This window comes from Stenotrophomonas rhizophila, from assembly GCF_001704155.1.
GTDB classification, from domain to species: domain Bacteria; phylum Pseudomonadota; class Gammaproteobacteria; order Xanthomonadales; family Xanthomonadaceae; genus Stenotrophomonas; species Stenotrophomonas rhizophila_A.
In genome coordinates this window covers 3,043,174-3,059,856 of sequence record NZ_CP016294.1, presented here as the reverse complement: position 1 = coordinate 3,059,856, position 16,683 = coordinate 3,043,174, and the positions used below count along the sequence as shown (strand labels likewise).

The window sequence follows — 16,683 nt, the reverse complement described above, 5'->3', positions numbered from 1 at the left end:
GTGCCACGCCGGTCGCGATGCGGGCCGGCGAGCTGCGGGTGCCCCTGCCGGATGTCGCGGTGGGCGAGCACTGCCACGTGCGCCATTCGGCGGGCGACGACCGTGTGCTCACCCATGGCGTGGTCACCCGGGTCGACCATGGCGTGGCCACGCTGGCGCTGATTGGTGCCCCGGTGCGGCTGGCAGCCGACGTGGTGGTGGCTGCCACCGGTCGCCCGCTGCAGGTGGCACTGGGCACGCATCTGCTCGGGTGCGTGCTGGACGGGTTCGGTGAAGTGGTGGAGCGGCTGCGCGATGGCGAAGACGTGACCGTAGCCGGTGTATCGGCACCAGTGCAGGCTGCGCCGCTGGACTATCGCCAGCGCCGTGCCATCCAGACCCCGTTCGCCACCGGCATCCGTGCCCTGGACGCTTTGCTCACCGTAGGCGAAGGACAGCGCATGGGGGTTTTTGCCGCAGCCGGGTGCGGCAAAACCACCCTGGTGGAGATGCTGCTGGCCAACGCCGACTGCGATGTGCGCGTGGTGGCGCTGGTGGGCGAGCGGGGCCGTGAAGTGGCCTCCTTCGTCGATGCCATCCGCCACGGTCCGGCGGCCACGCGCACCATCATCGTGCAGGCCACCTCCGATACCTCGCCGGCCACCCGCGTCAACGCGGCGATGGTGGCCACCCGGATTGCCGAATACTTCCGCGACCAGGGCAGCCGGGTGCTGCTGGTCATGGACTCGGCCACCCGCTACGCGCGCGCGCTGCGTGACGTCGCATTGTCGGCCGGCGAACCGCCGGCACGGCGTGGCTTCCCCGCGTCGGTGTTCGAAGCACTGCCACGCCTGGTGGAGCGCCCGGGCAACGCACAGTCCGGCAGCATCACCGCGTTCTACACCGTGCTGCTGGAAGACGACGCCGACCCCGACCCGGTCGGCGAGGAAGTCAAATCGTTGCTGGACGGCCACGTGTACCTCAGCCCGCGCCTGGCCCAGCGCGGCCACTTCCCGGCCATCGACGTGCTGCGCAGCGCCAGCCGGCTGTACCCGCAGCTGGCCAGCGAGCGCCAGGCCGCCGCGGCCACCCGCGTGCGCGCGGTGATGGGCCGTCTGGATGACCTGCAGCTGCTGCGCGACATCGGCGAGTACCGCCCCGGTGCGCAGCCCGAGCAGGACGATGCCGTGGCCCGCGAACCGCGCCTGCTGGCATTCCTGCGCCAGCCGCTGCACGAACCGGTCACCTTTGATGCGGCGGTGGAGGCACTTGATGCGCTCGCCCGCTGACCCCGCGCGGCTGGCCACGCTGCTGGAGCATCGCGCCCACCGCCTGCGTCGCGACGCCAGCGCGCAGGCAGAGCAGGCTGCGCAACGCGACCGCGAAGCGCAGACCCTGCGCAGCGCGGCAGACAAGCGCCTGCAGGCCGCGCAGCTTGGCGAGGAACACGGGCTCGACCGCCAGCGCCTGTTCGAGCGCCTGCGCGGCGTCGCCATTGCCCGGGCGCATGTCCTGGAATGCGAACTGCGCGCCGGCCACCTGCAGGAGCAGGCCGGCGACGCCCGCGAGCAGGAACAGGAACTGCGCAATGCCGCCGCCGGTAACCACTCACGCGCGCGCCGGCTGCAGGCCGTCGGCGCGCATATCGACCAGAAGCACCGGCAGGCGCGCGTGCGCCGCCAGGAGCGCCAGATCCAAGAGGAATACACATGTCGTTGAAGATCCAAGAACCGCAGGCTGCCGTCATGGCGGCCAGCCCCGTCGACGCGGTCTCCCTGAGCGAGCGCGTGCAGGCCAGGCAGCCCCAGCCGACCGCGCAGCAGGCGGCCGAGCGGGCTCCTGAACCCACTGCCGAACCCACCGCTGAAGAAGCGCCGGAACAGTCGCCTTTCCCCGGCGACGTCGCGATGTGGGCGCCGGACGAGTCGGACAGAGACGTTGAGCAGGAGTGGGCGCGTGATTCCGCTCCCTTGCCGCAGCGTGAGGTCCACATTCTGGCGACGGTGCAACGCGAGGGCGGCAGGGACGGGCAGGACATCGGCCACCGCGATCCGCGCGGAATGGCCGCACACGCGCAGGCGGCGGCTTCAGCGCCCGTGCTGCCGGCCATCACGTCACGGCCGCTGCCGACGGTGGCCAGTCCTGCGGCACCGATCGTACCCGGCAATGAACCCGCGGCGCTGCTGCCAGCAGCGGTGGAGGGCAGCGTCCTGCCCGGCGCCAAGGCGCCGGCCGCCACGGCGGCCAGCAACGCCACCGCCAACCTGCACGCCGTCTCCCTGAACGGTGGCGCAGTGACCGATACCGCAGAAAAGCCCGGCCCGGCTGCCGCTTCGGCACAGGTCGCCACGGCCACCACGGCATCAGCACTGCCTTCGCGGGGGCAGCCGGGGCAGGGCGAGCGGACCGCGCGTGATGCATCGCCTGGCGCGCCGGTGAGTGCCGGCATGATGCGTACGGCGCCTGCGAGGGATGTCCCGGTCGCCGCAGCAGCTCCCGAACCGCCAGCGCCGGACCTGCTACCAGCCGCCGGCCGCCCCGCCCCGACGGACCTCGCGCAGGCCGCGGCTGCCGCAGGTGCCACCGTGATGCCGCAACCGCACACCGGCGAAGCCGCGCCCGACGCCCAGGCAATGGCCGACGCGCGTCGTGCCGAAGCCAACCTCGGCACCCGCCAGCATGTCCGCGCGGTGCGCCAGGCCGAAGCGTTGCAGACGGCCATGGCCCAGCGCGCCGACACCGCCAGCCACTTCAACGTGTCCTTCAAGAGCTGGGGCGCAGGCGCGGGTCACTCGGTCAGTGGACGCGTGGACGGTAACCGCCTGGTCCTGCAGCCGTCCTCGGCACGGGTCGGGCAGGCACTGTCTTCCGCGCTGGCGCCGCCGGGCGCTGACCTGCAGATCGCCGTGGAAAGCAGCGACAGCGCCACCGACGAACGGCGCCGCCGCGGCGGCCAGGGCCACGCATGAGCGCGCGGCCCTGGCCCTTCTCAACGCTGACACCGGCCCAGGCCACCCAGGCGGCCAACCTCGCGGTGTGTGCACGCATGGGCATTACGCCTGACCAGCAACCGTTGCCGACGCGCGGCGCCATGCTGCGTTTCGACGTAAGCGGGCGCGGCGGCGTGCTGCGTCTGGCGGTTGCCGCGGACCAGTGGTGCCCGGCGATGCTGCCCGCGATGGGCGGACTGGCCTGGTCGGAGTTGGTGGACCGCAACGCACTGGCGTGCTGGCTGCCCGAGCGGCCGCTGCTGGACATCGCCGCTGAGCCCTTCCATGGCGCGCAGGTAACGCTGCAGGACGTGGTCCCCATCAACGCGCTTGCGATGGGACAGGGCGTGCAGCCCTGCCTGCCCACCGCACAGGGGCCTGCCTGGATCGAACACGCCGGGTGCGCCGCTGCAGCGCCCTTGGCCGCACCGCTCCGTGCGCTGCGCGTTCGCACCGACCTGGGTATCGCCCGTCTTTCCCTGCCCCTGCACCGTCTGCGCGGTCTGGCCCCGGGTGCGGTGCTGCTGCTCGACCAGCTGCTGCCGGTCGCCCGCACGGGTGGCCGCCGCCTGTACTCCTTCGACTTCACCCTAGAGACCATCTCCGTGAACACACCCTTCGATTTCCTCGACGACGACGACGGCAGCGCCGAGATCGCCCCATCCGCCCCGGAACCCACGGCCGCCACCGCGCCCGGTATCGACATCAAGCGCCTGCCGGTGAACGTGGACGTGGTGCTGTGCCAGCTGCAGCACGCCATCGGCGAACTGGACGGGCTGCAGCCCGGCACCGTGTTCCACTTGCCCGCCGACGCCTGGAAGCAGCTGCAGCTGCGGGTCAACGGCCAGCTGATCGCCCGCGGTGAGCTGGTGCAGGTGGGTGACCAGCTCGGCGTACAGCTGGCGCAGGCGCCCGTGCTGCCATGAATTTCGTCAACAACGACATCTCGCTGATCGCGGTCATGTCGATGGCTGCGTTGCTGCCGTTCCTGATCGCAGCCGGCACCTGCTACCTGAAGTTCTCCGTGGTGTTCGTACTGCTGCGCAACGGCCTGGGCCTGCAGCAGGTGCCCTCCAACATGGTGCTGAACGCACTGGCGCTGATGCTGGCGTTCTACGTGATGCAGCCGATCGTGCAGAACATGTACGACGCCTACCTCGCGCTGGAGGCACCACTCAATTCGGTGGCGGCGGTGGTCACCTTCCTCGACAGCAGCCTGGATGGCTACAAGGTCTACCTGGCCACCTACTCGGACCCCGAGCTGGTGAAGTTCTTCGAGCGCGCCCGGCATGCCGAAACCGGCATGCCGGTGCCGGACCTGGAGCCGCATGAGCGCTCGCTGTTCGCGCTGATGCCCAGCTATGCCCTGAGCGAGCTGAAGGATGCGTTCCGCATCGGCTTCTACCTGTACCTGCCGTTCGTGGTGATCGACTTGGTGGTGTCCAGCGTGCTGCTGTCGCTGGGCATGATGATGATGAGCCCGGTGACCATCTCCGCGCCGATCAAGCTGATCCTGTTCGTGGCGATGGATGGCTGGAGCCTGCTGTCGCAGGGTCTGGTGCGCCAGTACCTCGACGTGCCGATGTAGCCATGGACGCGATCATGTTCATGGGCAACAAGAGCCTGCTGCTCATCCTCCTGCTGTCGGCCGCGCCGGTGGCCGTGGCCACCATCGTCGGCCTGGCCATCGGCCTGTTCCAGACCGTTACCCAGCTGCAGGAGCAGACCCTTCCCTACGGCGCCAAGCTGCTGGCGGTGATCGCCTGCCTGCTGGTGCTGATGACCTGGATGTCCGCGCGCATGCTGGATTTCGCCCGGCTGGCGCTGCACACCGCGCTGAACGGGTAGGGCAGTGCAGCTTTCCGCGCTCGACACCGAACTGGTCGCGCTGGCCCGCGACCACGGCCTGCCGGCGCTGCTGGGCATGGCCCGCATCGGCGCCTGCCTGGTCTGGATTCCGTATCTGTCGCCGGGCGTCATGCCGGCCAAGATGACCCGGACCGTGGGGGCGATGATGATCCTGATAGGCCTGTGGCCGTCTACCGCCGGCGCCACGGTGCCGCCCGATATCCTCTCCATGGCCGGCGTGGTGCTGCGCGAAGTATTGATCGGCACCGCCATCGGCATGGTGGTGGCCTTGCCGTTCCACATTTTCCACGGCATGGGCGCCATCATCGACAACCAGCGCGGCGCCGGCATCGGCGCCATGCTCGATCCGGTCAGCGGCATGGAGGCGATCCGCCTGCGCAGCCCGCAGCGCCCGGAAGTGGTGATCACCGCACTGGGCTTGAACGATGCCGAGCGCCAGCGCCAGGTGCAGGCCCTGCTCGTTCCGCAGATGCCGTACGCGGCCAGCATCGATGTGCGCCTGGTAGGCGATGGCCAGCTGGTGGCCATCGCACGTGACGAGCTGCGCGCACGTGGCATTACTACCCGCGCCGGCAGCCACGCCGGCCGGGCCAGCATTTCCAACGATGTGTTCCTCGATGACGCATCGCTGCACGCCATGGCGCAGTACCGCGACGACTTCGTGCAGCAGTGGGGCGAGCGCCGCGTGCGCATCAGCATCCGTTTGTGGGACGACCTGCTCAAGGGGCGTTCCTACCAGTATTCCCAGGACCAGCTGCTCTCGGTGGGCGAAGGTCGCTGGGATTTTTCTACGGCGGGTAGCCGTTGACCTTTCTTCCGGAGTAACTGTAATGACTACACCAACCGTTGGTACCAAGCCCGTTCCGGGCGACGATTTTGATGGCGATGTCCAGGGCCCGAAGTGGGGCTGGTTGGGCGACCACAGCGACCGATTTGACGCGGGGGTAACGTCCCTGAAGAAGGCGCTGGACGATGCGTTCAAGAAGATTGCCGGTGACGGCATTCCTGGCGGCGACGAGGGTGATCCGACCAACCCGGCGCACCTTGCCGACTATCAGACCGCCCTTTCGGCCTACACCACCTACCGCACCCTGCAGTCGAACTCGGCCAAGAGCCTGTCGGACATGCAGAAGCAGAACGCCCGCAACCTGGGTTGATGACCTCCTGTGCCGGCAGCGGTGCTGCCGGTACCAGGACCCTATGCGGATGTTCCGCAGGAGATGCACCCGTGCAAGTTACACAGATCGCTACCGAGATCGACGTGGTGGGCGGCGCTGAAGGCGCCGCCGTACCGCTCTCGGATCGCATGAGCCAGGCGTTGGCCAATGGCTACGTCAGCGCCGGCAATGATCTGGCCTCGATCCAGGCCGCCAGCAACAATCCCACCACCGCATCGAGCCCGGCTGCGCTGCACGAGCTGCAGCTCAACCTCGCCGATTACACCAAGCGCATGATCGTCGCCGCCGGCTTGGCCAACCACGCCAACAAGACGGTGGAGACGCTGCTCAAGTCATGAACATGCCGCCTTTTGCGGTGGCCGTGCGCCGCCTGAGCCGGTGGCGTGTGGTGCTTCCCCTGCTTGCACTGGTGGTGCTGGTTGGCTGCGCGCGCAAGCCACTGCTGGAAAACCTGGACGAGCGCCAGGCCAATGAAGTGATTGCCGTGCTGCTCCGCCATAACATCGATGCCGAAAAGCTCAACCTGGGCAAGGGCGGCTACCAGGTTCAGGTGGGTCCGCGCGATCTGCCCGAAGCCATTGAGCTGATGCAACGCAACGACCTGCCATCGGCGCCGCGCAGCCAGGTGTCGGCGGCGTTCCCGGCCGATTCTCTTGTCAGTACGCCGCTCGGTGAGCGTGCGCGGCTGATTTCGGCGGTGGAACAGCGGCTGGAAGAGTCACTGCAGCTGATCGATGGCGTGCAGTCCAGTCGGGTGCACCTGAACTACGATGCCAACCTGGGCACCGAAGGTCGACGTGCCGAACGCCGGCGCATGCACGTGGCCGCCGTAGTGGCACATGAGCCCGGTGTCGATGCGGAAGTGCTGTTGCAGACCGTGAAGCGCTTCCTGCGCAACACCTTTGATGGCGTGGAGTACGACAACGTCTCGGTCATCCTCACCGAGGTCGAGGGGCCGCGGACGCTCGCCGTGACGGCCGGCAACGAACGCAGCCTGCCGCTGGCCTGGATGCTGCTCTGCGGTGGCCTGGCCCTGCTGTTGCTGCTGGGCGGGTGGGTGCTGGTGCGTCTGGTGCCGGCGGTAGGCAACCGCCTGCGCACGGCATGGCAGCGGCTCAGCGCGCGTGGCACCGGCACTGGCACTGGCACTGGCGCAACCGGCTGGAGGCGCTGGCGTGGCGCATGATGCCATGCACATCGCTTATGCCCCGGCTGCGTACTACCGGCCGTGGCGGGCGGTGTACGCCGACGCCACCCTGGATCAGCAGCGCTGGCTCAACACCACGCTGATCCGCCAGCGTCGCCTGCCCATGCCGGCAACGCTGGCGGCTCCCGCGGATGTGCTGACGCGGCGGTTGATGGGGCTGTGGCCCCAGCTGCCGGAGGTGGCCACGCTCATGGCGGCCGCGCGGCTGCGTGACTGGCTGGCGTCGCAGCGTGGCTGTTCGGCATTGCCGGCCACGGTGCAGGCGTTCATGCGGGCCGATCATGCGAGGCAACCGGGGGGCTGCGTGCAGGCGCCCGTACCGGCGGATCTCTCCAGGGTGCTGCTGGTCTGGGGCGGCGTCGAGCTGCAGCCGTTGGCACCGCTGCTGCCCGCCTGGCTCTCCGCGCGCCTCTCCCTTCCGTTCGCGCCGATGGCAGGCGACACCCTACGCCCGCTGCCGCGTGAACGTATCGACCTGGACCTTTTCTGGACGGCGGTGACCTATGTTGAAAAGCTTTCCTGAGCACGTGCTGGCACATGCGCAGGGCGGGGTGATCGCGCCCAGCGCGCTGGGCCAGGCCGCACGGGCCGACCAGCTCGAATCCGCCGCGCGGCGTCGCGCCTCCGCTGTGTTGGGGGCGTTGCCCGAGCAGGTGGACGCCGCCATCGCACAGGCGCGGGTTGATGGATTCGGCCAAGGCTACGCCGACGCCATTGCCGAGGCGGTGCCATTGCTGGCGGCCGCGCTGGGCGACGTGCAGGCCACGCGTCAAGCGGTACTCGGCCAGGTGCGTGAGGTGATCTCCGCAAGTCTTGCCGACGAAGGCGTGGACGCGGCCTTGGTGGTACGTCGCTGCGAGCAGCTGCTGGGTACGGCCGAGGGGGGTCTGGTGCTGTACGTGCCTGAGCAGATGCCTGCACTGGGCGAAACCGTGCTGGCGCAGCTGGCGACGAAGGCCGACGCTCCGCCTGTGCAGATAATGGCTTGCCGGTCGGCGTTGCCGATGCTCAAAGCCGGTCCGTTGTTGTTTGAACTGGACCCGGTAGGCGCCATCGCCGCCGCCGTGGAAGCCAGCGTGGATGCCAGTGCCCTGGAAGCGGCTGCGCGCCAGCGTGCCGGTGCCTATGTGAGCGGGATCGACGCCCGCCTCAAGCGGTTGCCCTTACCCCTGACCCCGATTGGAGTAGATTGATGATGCTTGAAAAACTGGGGGCGATGGCGCCCCTCAACACCGCTACGGTGGAGGGCCAGAAGCAGACGCTGATGCAGCGCATGCAGGCCGCGGTGGACGATCCGTCCATCAACCCACCCGAGCCTGGCATCAACCCGCCGGAGCCCGGTCACGACATAAAGCCGATCGCGCCGGACATGGCGGAGGTGACCCGGGAAATGGCCGCGAAGTTCTTCCGCGATGAGTTCATGCGGCTGATGATCTTCGGCGATGAGGACATGCTCGGCGCCAAGCCCGACGACGTGTGATCTGCAGTGCGGGCCGCAAGTGCGGCCCGCACTTCGTTTCAACGCGACGGCGGTGCCTCGCTGGTGGCCGGCGCGGCCAGCCAGCGCTCTATCTTCGCTTCCAGGATATCCAGCGGCATCGAGCCATCGCGCAGCACCTCGGCATGGAACCGGCGCGGGTTGAACGCCGCACCCTGCGATGCCTTGGCCTTGTCGCGCAGTTCCATCATTTTCAGCTCGCCCAGGCCATTGGCCAGGGTCTGGCCGGGCAGGGCCATGAAACGCTCCACTTCGGCGGTGGCATCCTCTGCCGGCATGTCGGCCGTCTTGACCAGATAATCCACCGCCTGCTTCTTGCTCCAGCCCTGCGCGTGCACGCCGGTGTCGGCGACCATGCGGGCGCTTCGGGTGAGTGCACCCTGCAGGTAGGCAATGCGCGCGTAGGGATCCTGGTATACGCCCAGTTCCTCGCCCAGCGATTCGGCATACAGGCCCCAGCCCTCGACGAATGCAACATCGCCGCCGAGGCGGCGGAAGCGCGGCAGCTTGTCCAGTTCCTGCTGCAGCCCCAGCTGCACGTGGTGGCCGGGAATCCCTTCGTGCAGGTACTGCGCCGGCGCCGACCAGGTGCGGCGGCTGGGCAGGGCATTGGTGTTCACGTACAGCACGGCCGGGCGCATGCCGTCGGGCAGCGATGGCTGGTAACTCACGGCGGCGGCGCTGGCGGCGCGGTCGGCTTCCACCGGGCGGATTTCCAACGGTGCCTTGGGCAGCGTATCCAGCAACGAAGGAAGGCGCGTGCCCACCTGTTGCTGCAGCTGCTTGTAGCGCATCACCAGCGCATCGGGGGTGGCGTACTGGAAGTCCTTATCGGTGCGCATGCTGCGCAGCAGCTTCTGCTGCGAGCCGCGGATGCGGTTCTCCTTCATCACTGCCGTGATCTGTTCCTGCAGGCTGGCCACGCGCTGCTCGCCCAGCGCGTGGATCTGCTGCGGGGTAAGCGTGCTGGCGGTGCTCTGGAGGATGTTCTGGGTGTACCACGCCACGCCATTGGGCAGTGCGGACAGCCCATCGGTTTTCCGGGTGGCCGGCAGGTATTCGGTGGCGATGAAGCCGCGCAGCGCGCGGTAGGCCGGCATCAGCCGGTACTCGATCATGCGCTTGTAGTCGGCGGTGATGCGCGCCTTGTCTGCTTCGGGGAAATCGTCGGGCATGTTGCGCACCGGCGCCCAGAAGATGCTCTCTTCGGCGGTGGGCTTGATCACCGCATCCAGCTGCGGCAGCACCTTTTCTATCAGGTCGCGCGGCTGCACCACGCCGGCACGCATGCCTTCGCGCATGTTGGCAATGGCCTGGTCGAACAGCGGCGGAATGCCCAGCGAACGCTTGGACCAGGTGTCGTAGTCCTGCACGGTGTTGAACGGCTGCGCGCCTGAGCCGGAGCCCAGGATGGCCATGATGCTGCCGAGGTTGTAGTACTGGCTCACCGGCAGCATCCAGCCCGGGTACTTCTCGGCGGCCAGCGACATGCGCGCATCGCGCACGAAGATCTGGTAGCTCAGCAGGTCCTGGCCGGTGAGGCCGTCCGGGCCGATCTTCTCGACCTTGCCCAGCCATTGTTCGGTGAAGTCATGCGACTGCTGGCGGTAAGCCGCCGAAAGGATGTTGGGCAGCTGGTCGTTGTGGCGGGCATCGCCCTGGAACGTGGCCTGCAGCGGATTGAGCCGCATCGAGGCGTCCCAGTACTCATCGTAGATGCGCTCGAGCTGGACGGCCTTGGTCTGCTGGCGCACCAGCGGTTGCCGCGCGGGCGCGGCGGCGGGGCGGGCGCGGGGTTTGGCCTTGGGCTTGGCCTGGCGCGTCTGTGCGGCGGCGGGCCGGTTGGCCTTCTTCTTGGCGGCTTCGGCCGGGGCAGCGGCAGTGAAGACCAGCAGTGAGGCAATCACGAGCGCCAGGGCACGGGCGGGGTGGGGCATCGAATGCTTCCGTAAATCCTATACAGACCCGGGAGCTTGCCTGATTCAGCCGGACACAACCACCTCAGTGCCCCGCTCAGGATGCCGGCGTACAGCGTAGAGACACGCCACGCGTGTCCCACGCAGCGCGGGCCGAAGCCCGCAACCCCCTATTCAGCGCTCCCCAGCCCGGGTAAACGGCACGGTTTCAGGCGCCACAGCCCCACCGGAGATGATGAAGCTCATCGCCTGGTCCACCGTCCAGTCGGTCGGGGTCAGCAGCTCCACCGGCACGATTTCCAGGTACCCGGAGGTCGGGTTGGGGGTGGTCGGCACATACACGGCCGCCAGCTCGCGGCCGGTGCCCTGTTCACGGATCACCCGCGTCACCAGGCCCACCGCCTTCATGTCCCGGTGCGGGAAGTCGATCAGCACCACGCGCTGGGTGGTACCCGGCTCGGTCTGCAGCATGTCCAGCAGTTTCTTGGCGCTTTCATAGATGATGCTGGCCAGCGGAATGCGCTTGATCACCGCACCGAACCAACGCAGCAGGCGCTGGCCAATCACGCGCCGGCTGAGCACGCCCACGCTCAGGATGACCAGCAGCGTGGCCAGCAGCCCGAATACGTTCTGCATCCACTCGACCTTGACCCAGCCAAGGTAATGCGGGAACGAGGCGGCGATCTGTGCCGACAACGGCACCACCACCGGGCTGCTGATGCCCGAGAGCAGCACGAACACGAACTTGATGACCACCCAGGTCAACCAGATCGGCAGCAGGGTGAGCAGGCCGGTCAGGAACAGGCGCTGCAGGGAGGGGCGCGGTACGAGGTGGGGGGCTTCAGGCGACATCGGCGCATTGTAGCGGGGCGCGGGCCCGGTTTACGCGGCCAGCCACCGCAGAATGCGTCCTGTCGGGAAATGCTGTGTTGACCGCAGTGAAACGGGCTGGATCACGATTGTCGCTCGACCAGCCGCACGTCAAACGCGCGCCTGTGGCTTCAACCGGATGTACACCTGCTTGCGCACCCGCGCCACGACTTCACCCTGCGCATCGACGATGTCATTGCTGAACCAGTGCAGATACTTCTCACCACCGGCGGTAGCCGCCCGCAACTGATCCAACAGCGCCTCATCCAGCCGGAACTCGGCGGTAACCGTGCCACGGCCAGGCTTGAGGAACTCGATCTCACCCGCCCGATCCCACACGTAATAGTCGCGCCCCAGGTTCTGCATGACGGTGAGCATCCAGAACGGATCGGTCATCGCAAACAGGCTTCCACCAAAGTGCGTCCCCACATAATTCTTGTTCCACGGCCGCATCCGCAGCTCTACCCGGACATGCCGGTAGTCGGGGCTGACCCTGGTGACGTGAATGCCGGCAAATAGAAACGGCGGCCACAGGTTGAGTCCATGGCGGAACAGGCTGGCTTTCATGGGGACGGAGGGGCAGGGGGAGTTGCTGAGAGCTTACCATTCGCGTGCGTATGGTGCGCAATCCTCCCCCCTGCCCGGCCGCCCCTGTAGGGGCCCATCCAGATCGATCGCCGACCTTGGTGGGTACCCCGGGGAGACAGGACTGTCAGCGAGGGCGCTGCTTTATGCGGGCGCTGAAGTCTCCAGTCACTCGATGTAGCACTGAATGTCGTCCGCCGCTCGTTTGCAGGTGAACTGCACGGGATCAAAAATGGGTAGCTGGCCATGAACAGGAATCTTCGCCCAAAGTGCCCGCTCAATGAATGCTTGAGCGAGATCGTTATCGGTCCGTGAATAACGAAATGTCCAATCGCCGTCAGACGGAGCAAAATCTTCCCGGCGATCTTGAATCGACGGCTGGTACGGGGACTCTGTACCGAGGTACTGCCATTGGCGAGACTTATGGTCGAAGTAGACCAGAGTGTGGAGCCCCTTCCGGTAGATGAACTGCAGCTGCGCAGTGATCGGATGCTCGCCTCCCAGCATGTACTCGAACCTCAGTAGCTTCCCTCCAGACGTCGAGGTATCGAGAAACTTCAAATCCGGGTGCTCAGCCAGATAGCGATACACGTACTCACGTGCGATTGGATTGGTTGGGTTGAGTGAGGATAGATGGTGCCCCCACAAGTAGCTATATCCTCTGCCATGCTCGGTGCCGGGTGCGAAAAGGCTTACATCTTCTATCCTGGCACTCATGTCGCCAGTGTATCCGTCGTAAAGCTTCATCATTCCAAGAAACTGTGTTTTTACCCAGTCTTCCGCAGTGAATGAGTCCGCCTTCAGCGTTCCGTCTACCAGCCTGACGTCATGGCCGGTGATTGTCATCTTGCTGGCGTCATACAAATAGTGCTTCCCAACCCCCTGCGCCAGCGCCACCTCCTCCATCTCATCCGGCGTGCAGTAGTAGCACTTGTACGCAATCGGATCTTCCTCGTTGGCGACCGCCTGCATCGGCATCGCCGCCAGCAACAACCACAGCATCTTCTTCATGGTCCAGCTCCTTGCCAACCCGCACGCGCGGGGTAGGCGAAGTGGAGCAGCTGGGGTGATGGTGCGGTATAGGAATTCAACGAACGCGCGTGTCGTGAAATCACTTCGGCAACGCAGTGCCGGAATGAGTGTGATGTAGTGCATGCTTGAATGGCTGATCGCGTCTGAACGGTAGAGCCACGCCCTGCGTGGCTGTGCGGTGCCGGAACGTAGAGCAGCCACGCAGGGCGTGGCTCTACGCGCTGTTGTCCGTTTCCGTGTCGCCGGTGGCATAGCCGTCGCGACCTGCGGCCTTGGCGCGGTACAGCGCTGCGTCGGCGCCTTCGAAGTAATGGCGCGGCTCGCTGCTGGCATCGGGGGTGTGGGTGTACAGGCCCACGCTGAGGGTGATCTGCGCGTGCGGCTGCGGTCCGGGCGACAGGTGCATGCCGCGTACCGCGGCGATCAGGTCTTCGACCACCTGCACGGCGCCTTCCGACGTCGTATCGGGCAACACCAAGGCGAACTCATCACCGCCAAAGCGCGCGGCCATGTCGCGTGGGCGCCGCGCATGCGCGCGGATCTCGTTGGCGATCCGGCGCAGCACCGCATCGCCGGCATGATGCCCATGCAGGTCGTTGTGCTGCTTGAAGTGGTCCACGTCGATCAGCACCAGGGTCAGCGGGCGCCCACTGCGGCGGCCGGCATCATGCTCCTGCTGCAGGGTCTGTTCGAAACGCACGCGGTTGCCGAGCCCGGTCAAGCCATCGCTGTTGGCCTGCCGGCGCCACGCGGCGATCCGCCACAGCACCCACGCGCAGATCACCGCCAGCATGCAGGTGAGCGCTGCAGCGGGCGCGAACCACAGGTGGCCGGCACGCAGCAGCACGAAGCTGGACAGCAGCGCCACCGGCAGGGCCAGCAGGGCACTGGCCACCGCGCGCGGCAGAGTCAGGCCCAGCGCACACAACGCCACCAGCAGCCCGCTCAAGGCTGCCTGCCATGAGGGCGCCAATACGCTGATCACATTCCCGGAAAGCAGCATCGACGCCACGTTGGCCTGGTATTCGGTGCCGCTCATCCAGCGCTCGCGGGTGGTCGGGGTGAGCAGGCGCGGGGCGATGCCGCTGGCGGTCATGCCCACCAGCACCAAGCGGTCGTGCAGTACTTCCGGCGCGACATCGCCGTTCAACACATCCGCATACGACACCTGCGGGAAGCGATCCGGCGGGCCGGCGAAGCGCACGCGCACGTAGTGGTTGCGGTGCCATTGGTAGGGCGCGTCATGCCGTGGGCGGGTATCGATCAGCCCGGGAAGGGGGCCACGCGTGTTGGCCAACGCCAGGCCCAGCGCAGGCCAGTGCGGTGAGCCGATGCCGGCGGTGAGGTACAGCCCGCGGGTAACGCCATCGGCCTCCACTTCCACATCGCTGTGGCCCAGCATCGAGGCGTTGGCGGCGATCAATGGAATCGGCAGTAGTTCCTCGGCCATGCGCGGCCCGCTCGACGGCGCGGCCAGCACCGGCAGTACCACATGCCCATTGCGGCGGATCGCCGCCGCCAGTTCGGCATCCTGCGCGCTGTCCTGGCGGTCCGGTTCGGACAGCAGCAGGTCCAGCACCACGCGCTGGCTGCCGGCTGCGGTCAGGCGGTCCAGCAGCCGCGCATGGGTCGAACGCGGCCACGGCCACTGGCCGAGCTGCTGCAGGCTGCTGTCGTCGATGGCCACCACCAGCAGGCGCGGATCGGGCGTGTATTCCCAGGACCCGACGTAGGTGTCGTAGATCGCTTCATCCTGCTTCCAGAACCACTGCCCGTGGCTGGCGGCCGCCGCCAGCACGCCCACCAGCACCGCGAGCACGATGCGCCGGGGCCAGGAGAGCGTGAGCGGCCTCACAGCAGCAGGAGCAGCAGCGCGCCGGCACCGGCGCCATAGCAGGTGCGACAGGGCAGCGCGACCTGCTGCGCAGGCGAGAATGGGCCGCCGTAGCCGTCGTCGTCGATCGTCTGCACGCGCACGTGCAGGGTGCCGTGCCATGGCCGCTTGAGCGTGACCTCGGGTTGGTCCACCTGCTGGTCGAGCAGCGGCTGGGCGAAGTCGCCACGCTTGTCCAACTGCACGCGGTAGCGCTGGCCGGGTTCGCCTGCCTGCCAGCGCAGGGTGAGCTGGCCCCTGGCGGCCTGCGGCGGCTGCAGGCCGGGGTCCACCGGCGCGTGACTGATGCCCAGCGCCACCGGCTGGCCGAAGCGGCCGCGGTGTCCGTTGCCGTCGCGCGAGGCCACGCGCCAGAAATAGTCGCCGGGGGGCAGGTCTTCGGCAGCACGCACGCGGGTGCCGTGTCCTTCCTGCTCCAATACCGGCTGCAGGAACTGCGGCTCGGTGGCAACCTGCAGCACGGTGCTGGCGGCGCCTTCCACCTGGCTCCACTCGAAGCGCGGGCGCGGGCTGGCCATCGTTTCGCCATTGACCGGACGCACCGTGAGCGGCGGCGCCGGCTGGTCGCGCACTTCGAAATCGGCCTGCGCATCCAGGCCTTCCACGCCATCGGCACTGACCGCACGCACCAGCAGCCGCAGCAGGCCGGGGGGCAGGTCGGGCACGGTCATGGTGGTGTCGGCGGTGTCCCTGGCGAACACGAGGATCTCCGGCTGATCGGCGCGCACTACTTCTACCCGGTACTGGGTGGCCTGCGCTACTGTTTCCCACGCAAGTCGGGCCGGTAGTGGGTCCAGGCGCAGTCCAGTGCGGGCCAGGACAGGGGCGGGCAGCAGCGCCTCGGGCATGTCGGGACGGGCGTCCAGCGCCCGGTTGCGGGTGGCCTGGCCGTGGGTAACCCGTCGCTCGCCGCGCCGGTTGCCGACCTGCACGCGGCCTTCCAGTACCTCGGTGGCGGCCATGCGGCCCTGACCGCCGGCACTGACCCGGAACTGCGTGCCACGCACGCTGCTGGTCGCGGTGGGGGCATCGATGATGTAGCGCGAAGCCGGGCCCTTGGCGGGGGTGACCCGGTTGCTGCTGCGGCCCTGTTCCAGGCGCAGGCGGGTGTCCACCATGCCGGTGTGGCCGTAACGGCTGAGCTGGTCCAGGCGCAGGTGCGAATGCTCGCGCAGCTGCAGGCGCGAGTCGTCGGCGAAGGCGAGGGTCACGCTGGCCTCTGCCCCGGTGATCAGGTGCGTGCCGATGCCCAGCCGTTCGCCCTCCACCACAGGGCGCAATGCACCGCTGTCGCCCAGCCGGGCCTGCACGGCGCCGCGCACGGCCAGCACCCGGGCGGGCGCAGGCTGCACGCGCAGCCACGCGATGGGAAACCGGAGCGGGGTGCCGGGGGGCAGCCGGTAAGGGTCAGCGACGCGGTTGTGCGCCTGCAGGTGTGCCCAGGGCACATCCGGCTTGAGGTAACGCCCGCCCAGGTCCCAGAGGGTGTCGCCGGGGCGGACCCGGTAGGTCCAGTCCTGGGCCAGCACGGGGAAGGCGGACAACAGCAGCCCCAGCACCGTCAGCAGGCGGATCGAACGGGCGCGCAGGCGCGGGAAGCGGGTCGAACTCACGGTCATCTGTGCCCCTGGAGGCGGGGCCGAGCCGTAGGGCCCCCATGGCCAG

General features: G+C 67.8%; 19 protein-coding genes. 13 read left to right on the top strand and 6 right to left on the bottom strand.

Features of this window, described 5'->3' with window-relative positions:
* The first annotated feature begins 38 nt into the window (after positions 1 to 38).
* The 13 genes from BAY15_RS13700 to BAY15_RS13640 all read left to right on the top strand — a co-directional run bounded on the left by BAY15_RS13700 (position 39) and on the right by BAY15_RS13640 (position 8,703).
* Complete coding sequence (locus tag BAY15_RS13700; RefSeq protein WP_157771750.1) at positions 39 to 1,268, top strand: FliI/YscN family ATPase; 1,230 nt, start codon at positions 39 to 41, stop codon at positions 1,266 to 1,268.
* A complete protein-coding gene (locus tag BAY15_RS13695) occupies positions 1,252 to 1,698 on the top strand; it encodes a hypothetical protein (RefSeq protein WP_068853570.1) in 447 nt (148 codons plus the stop codon). Before BAY15_RS13700 ends, BAY15_RS13695 begins: the two co-directional genes overlap by 17 nt.
* Positions 1,689 to 2,948, top strand: a complete 1,260-nt coding sequence (locus BAY15_RS13690; RefSeq protein WP_068853569.1) for a hypothetical protein — start codon at positions 1,689 to 1,691, stop codon at positions 2,946 to 2,948. The genes BAY15_RS13695 and BAY15_RS13690 overlap by 10 nt, the downstream gene beginning before the upstream one ends.
* Positions 2,945 to 3,895 carry a type III secretion system cytoplasmic ring protein SctQ gene (gene sctQ, locus BAY15_RS13685; RefSeq protein ID WP_083214192.1) on the top strand — a complete coding sequence of 317 codons (951 nt, stop codon included), beginning with the start codon at positions 2,945 to 2,947 and terminating at the stop codon, positions 3,893 to 3,895. Before BAY15_RS13690 ends, sctQ begins: the two co-directional genes overlap by 4 nt.
* Positions 3,892 to 4,557, top strand: a complete 666-nt coding sequence (locus tag BAY15_RS13680; protein ID WP_068853567.1) for an EscR/YscR/HrcR family type III secretion system export apparatus protein — start codon at positions 3,892 to 3,894, stop codon at positions 4,555 to 4,557. Before sctQ ends, BAY15_RS13680 begins: the two co-directional genes overlap by 4 nt.
* A gap of 2 nt (positions 4,558 to 4,559) precedes the next feature.
* On the top strand, positions 4,560 to 4,817 hold the full coding sequence (gene sctS, locus BAY15_RS13675; protein ID WP_068853566.1) for a type III secretion system export apparatus subunit SctS: 258 nt from the start codon (positions 4,560 to 4,562) through the stop codon (positions 4,815 to 4,817).
* 4 nt (positions 4,818 to 4,821) lie between these two features.
* On the top strand, positions 4,822 to 5,646 hold the full coding sequence (locus tag BAY15_RS13670) for a PrgH/EprH family type III secretion apparatus protein (RefSeq protein WP_068853565.1): 825 nt from the start codon (positions 4,822 to 4,824) through the stop codon (positions 5,644 to 5,646).
* Positions 5,647 to 5,668: 22 nt separating this feature from the next.
* Positions 5,669 to 5,995, top strand: coding sequence for an EscF/YscF/HrpA family type III secretion system needle major subunit (locus BAY15_RS13665; RefSeq protein WP_083214191.1), 327 nt, complete (start codon positions 5,669 to 5,671; stop codon positions 5,993 to 5,995).
* 71 nt (positions 5,996 to 6,066) lie between these two features.
* On the top strand, positions 6,067 to 6,354 hold the full coding sequence (gene sctI, locus BAY15_RS13660) for a type III secretion system inner rod subunit SctI (protein ID WP_068853563.1): 288 nt from the start codon (positions 6,067 to 6,069) through the stop codon (positions 6,352 to 6,354).
* Positions 6,351 to 7,202, top strand: a complete 852-nt coding sequence (sctJ, locus tag BAY15_RS13655; protein WP_083214190.1) for a type III secretion system inner membrane ring lipoprotein SctJ — start codon at positions 6,351 to 6,353, stop codon at positions 7,200 to 7,202. Before sctI ends, sctJ begins: the two co-directional genes overlap by 4 nt.
* 4 nt (positions 7,203 to 7,206) lie before the next feature.
* The gene (locus BAY15_RS13650) at positions 7,207 to 7,746 is read left to right on the top strand and encodes a hypothetical protein (protein ID WP_157771749.1); all 540 of its coding nucleotides are present in this window, start codon (positions 7,207 to 7,209) and stop codon (positions 7,744 to 7,746) included.
* Positions 7,730 to 8,416: a hypothetical protein gene (locus tag BAY15_RS13645; protein WP_157771748.1), complete on the top strand. Its 687-nt coding sequence runs from the start codon at positions 7,730 to 7,732 to the stop codon at positions 8,414 to 8,416. Before BAY15_RS13650 ends, BAY15_RS13645 begins: the two co-directional genes overlap by 17 nt.
* A complete protein-coding gene (locus tag BAY15_RS13640; protein ID WP_068853559.1) occupies positions 8,416 to 8,703 on the top strand; it encodes a hypothetical protein in 288 nt (95 codons plus the stop codon). The genes BAY15_RS13645 and BAY15_RS13640 overlap by 1 nt, the downstream gene beginning before the upstream one ends.
* A 38-nt stretch (positions 8,704 to 8,741) precedes the next feature.
* Here BAY15_RS13640 and BAY15_RS13635 read toward each other — a convergent pair whose 3' ends face one another.
* The 6 genes from BAY15_RS13635 to BAY15_RS13610 form a co-directional block, all read right to left on the bottom strand.
* Positions 8,742 to 10,658, bottom strand: coding sequence for a DUF885 domain-containing protein (locus BAY15_RS13635; protein WP_068853558.1), 1,917 nt, complete (start codon positions 10,656 to 10,658; stop codon positions 8,742 to 8,744).
* A gap of 153 nt (positions 10,659 to 10,811) precedes the next feature.
* Entirely contained in the window at positions 10,812 to 11,489 is a 678-nt protein-coding gene (locus tag BAY15_RS13630) for a DUF502 domain-containing protein (RefSeq protein WP_068853557.1), read from the bottom strand.
* Between the two features lie 129 nt (positions 11,490 to 11,618).
* Entirely contained in the window at positions 11,619 to 12,074 is a 456-nt protein-coding gene (locus BAY15_RS13625; RefSeq protein ID WP_068853556.1) for a DUF4442 domain-containing protein, read from the bottom strand.
* A gap of 186 nt (positions 12,075 to 12,260) precedes the next feature.
* Positions 12,261 to 13,103: a hypothetical protein gene (locus tag BAY15_RS13620; protein ID WP_068853555.1), complete on the bottom strand. Its 843-nt coding sequence runs from the start codon at positions 13,101 to 13,103 to the stop codon at positions 12,261 to 12,263.
* Positions 13,104 to 13,338: 235 nt separating this feature from the next.
* Positions 13,339 to 14,979: a CHASE2 domain-containing protein gene (locus BAY15_RS13615; protein WP_068853554.1), complete on the bottom strand. Its 1,641-nt coding sequence runs from the start codon at positions 14,977 to 14,979 to the stop codon at positions 13,339 to 13,341.
* Positions 14,976 to 16,637, bottom strand: a complete 1,662-nt coding sequence (locus tag BAY15_RS13610; protein WP_068853553.1) for a FecR family protein — start codon at positions 16,635 to 16,637, stop codon at positions 14,976 to 14,978. The genes BAY15_RS13615 and BAY15_RS13610 overlap by 4 nt, the downstream gene beginning before the upstream one ends.
* Between the last annotated feature and the right edge of the window lie 46 nt (positions 16,638 to 16,683).

Coding starts and splice junctions, on each gene's coding strand:
- BAY15_RS13625 (WP_068853556.1), bottom strand. CDS start 12,074: ATGAAAGCCAGCCTGTTCCGCCATGGACTCAACCTGTGGCCGCCGTTT.
- BAY15_RS13665 (WP_083214191.1), top strand. CDS start 5,669: ATGACTACACCAACCGTTGGTACCAAGCCCGTTCCGGGCGACGATTTT.
- BAY15_RS13690 (WP_068853569.1), top strand. CDS start 1,689: ATGTCGTTGAAGATCCAAGAACCGCAGGCTGCCGTCATGGCGGCCAGC.
- BAY15_RS13610 (WP_068853553.1), bottom strand. CDS start 16,637: ATGACCGTGAGTTCGACCCGCTTCCCGCGCCTGCGCGCCCGTTCGATC.
- BAY15_RS13650 (WP_157771749.1), top strand. CDS start 7,207: ATGCACATCGCTTATGCCCCGGCTGCGTACTACCGGCCGTGGCGGGCG.
- BAY15_RS13630 (WP_068853557.1), bottom strand. CDS start 11,489: ATGTCGCCTGAAGCCCCCCACCTCGTACCGCGCCCCTCCCTGCAGCGC.
- BAY15_RS13680 (WP_068853567.1), top strand. CDS start 3,892: ATGAATTTCGTCAACAACGACATCTCGCTGATCGCGGTCATGTCGATG.
- BAY15_RS13640 (WP_068853559.1), top strand. CDS start 8,416: ATGATGCTTGAAAAACTGGGGGCGATGGCGCCCCTCAACACCGCTACG.
- BAY15_RS13695 (WP_068853570.1), top strand. CDS start 1,252: ATGCGCTCGCCCGCTGACCCCGCGCGGCTGGCCACGCTGCTGGAGCAT.
- BAY15_RS13620 (WP_068853555.1), bottom strand. CDS start 13,103: ATGAAGAAGATGCTGTGGTTGTTGCTGGCGGCGATGCCGATGCAGGCG.
- sctQ (WP_083214192.1), top strand. CDS start 2,945: ATGAGCGCGCGGCCCTGGCCCTTCTCAACGCTGACACCGGCCCAGGCC.
- sctS (WP_068853566.1), top strand. CDS start 4,560: ATGGACGCGATCATGTTCATGGGCAACAAGAGCCTGCTGCTCATCCTC.
- sctJ (WP_083214190.1), top strand. CDS start 6,351: ATGAACATGCCGCCTTTTGCGGTGGCCGTGCGCCGCCTGAGCCGGTGG.
- BAY15_RS13635 (WP_068853558.1), bottom strand. CDS start 10,658: ATGCCCCACCCCGCCCGTGCCCTGGCGCTCGTGATTGCCTCACTGCTG.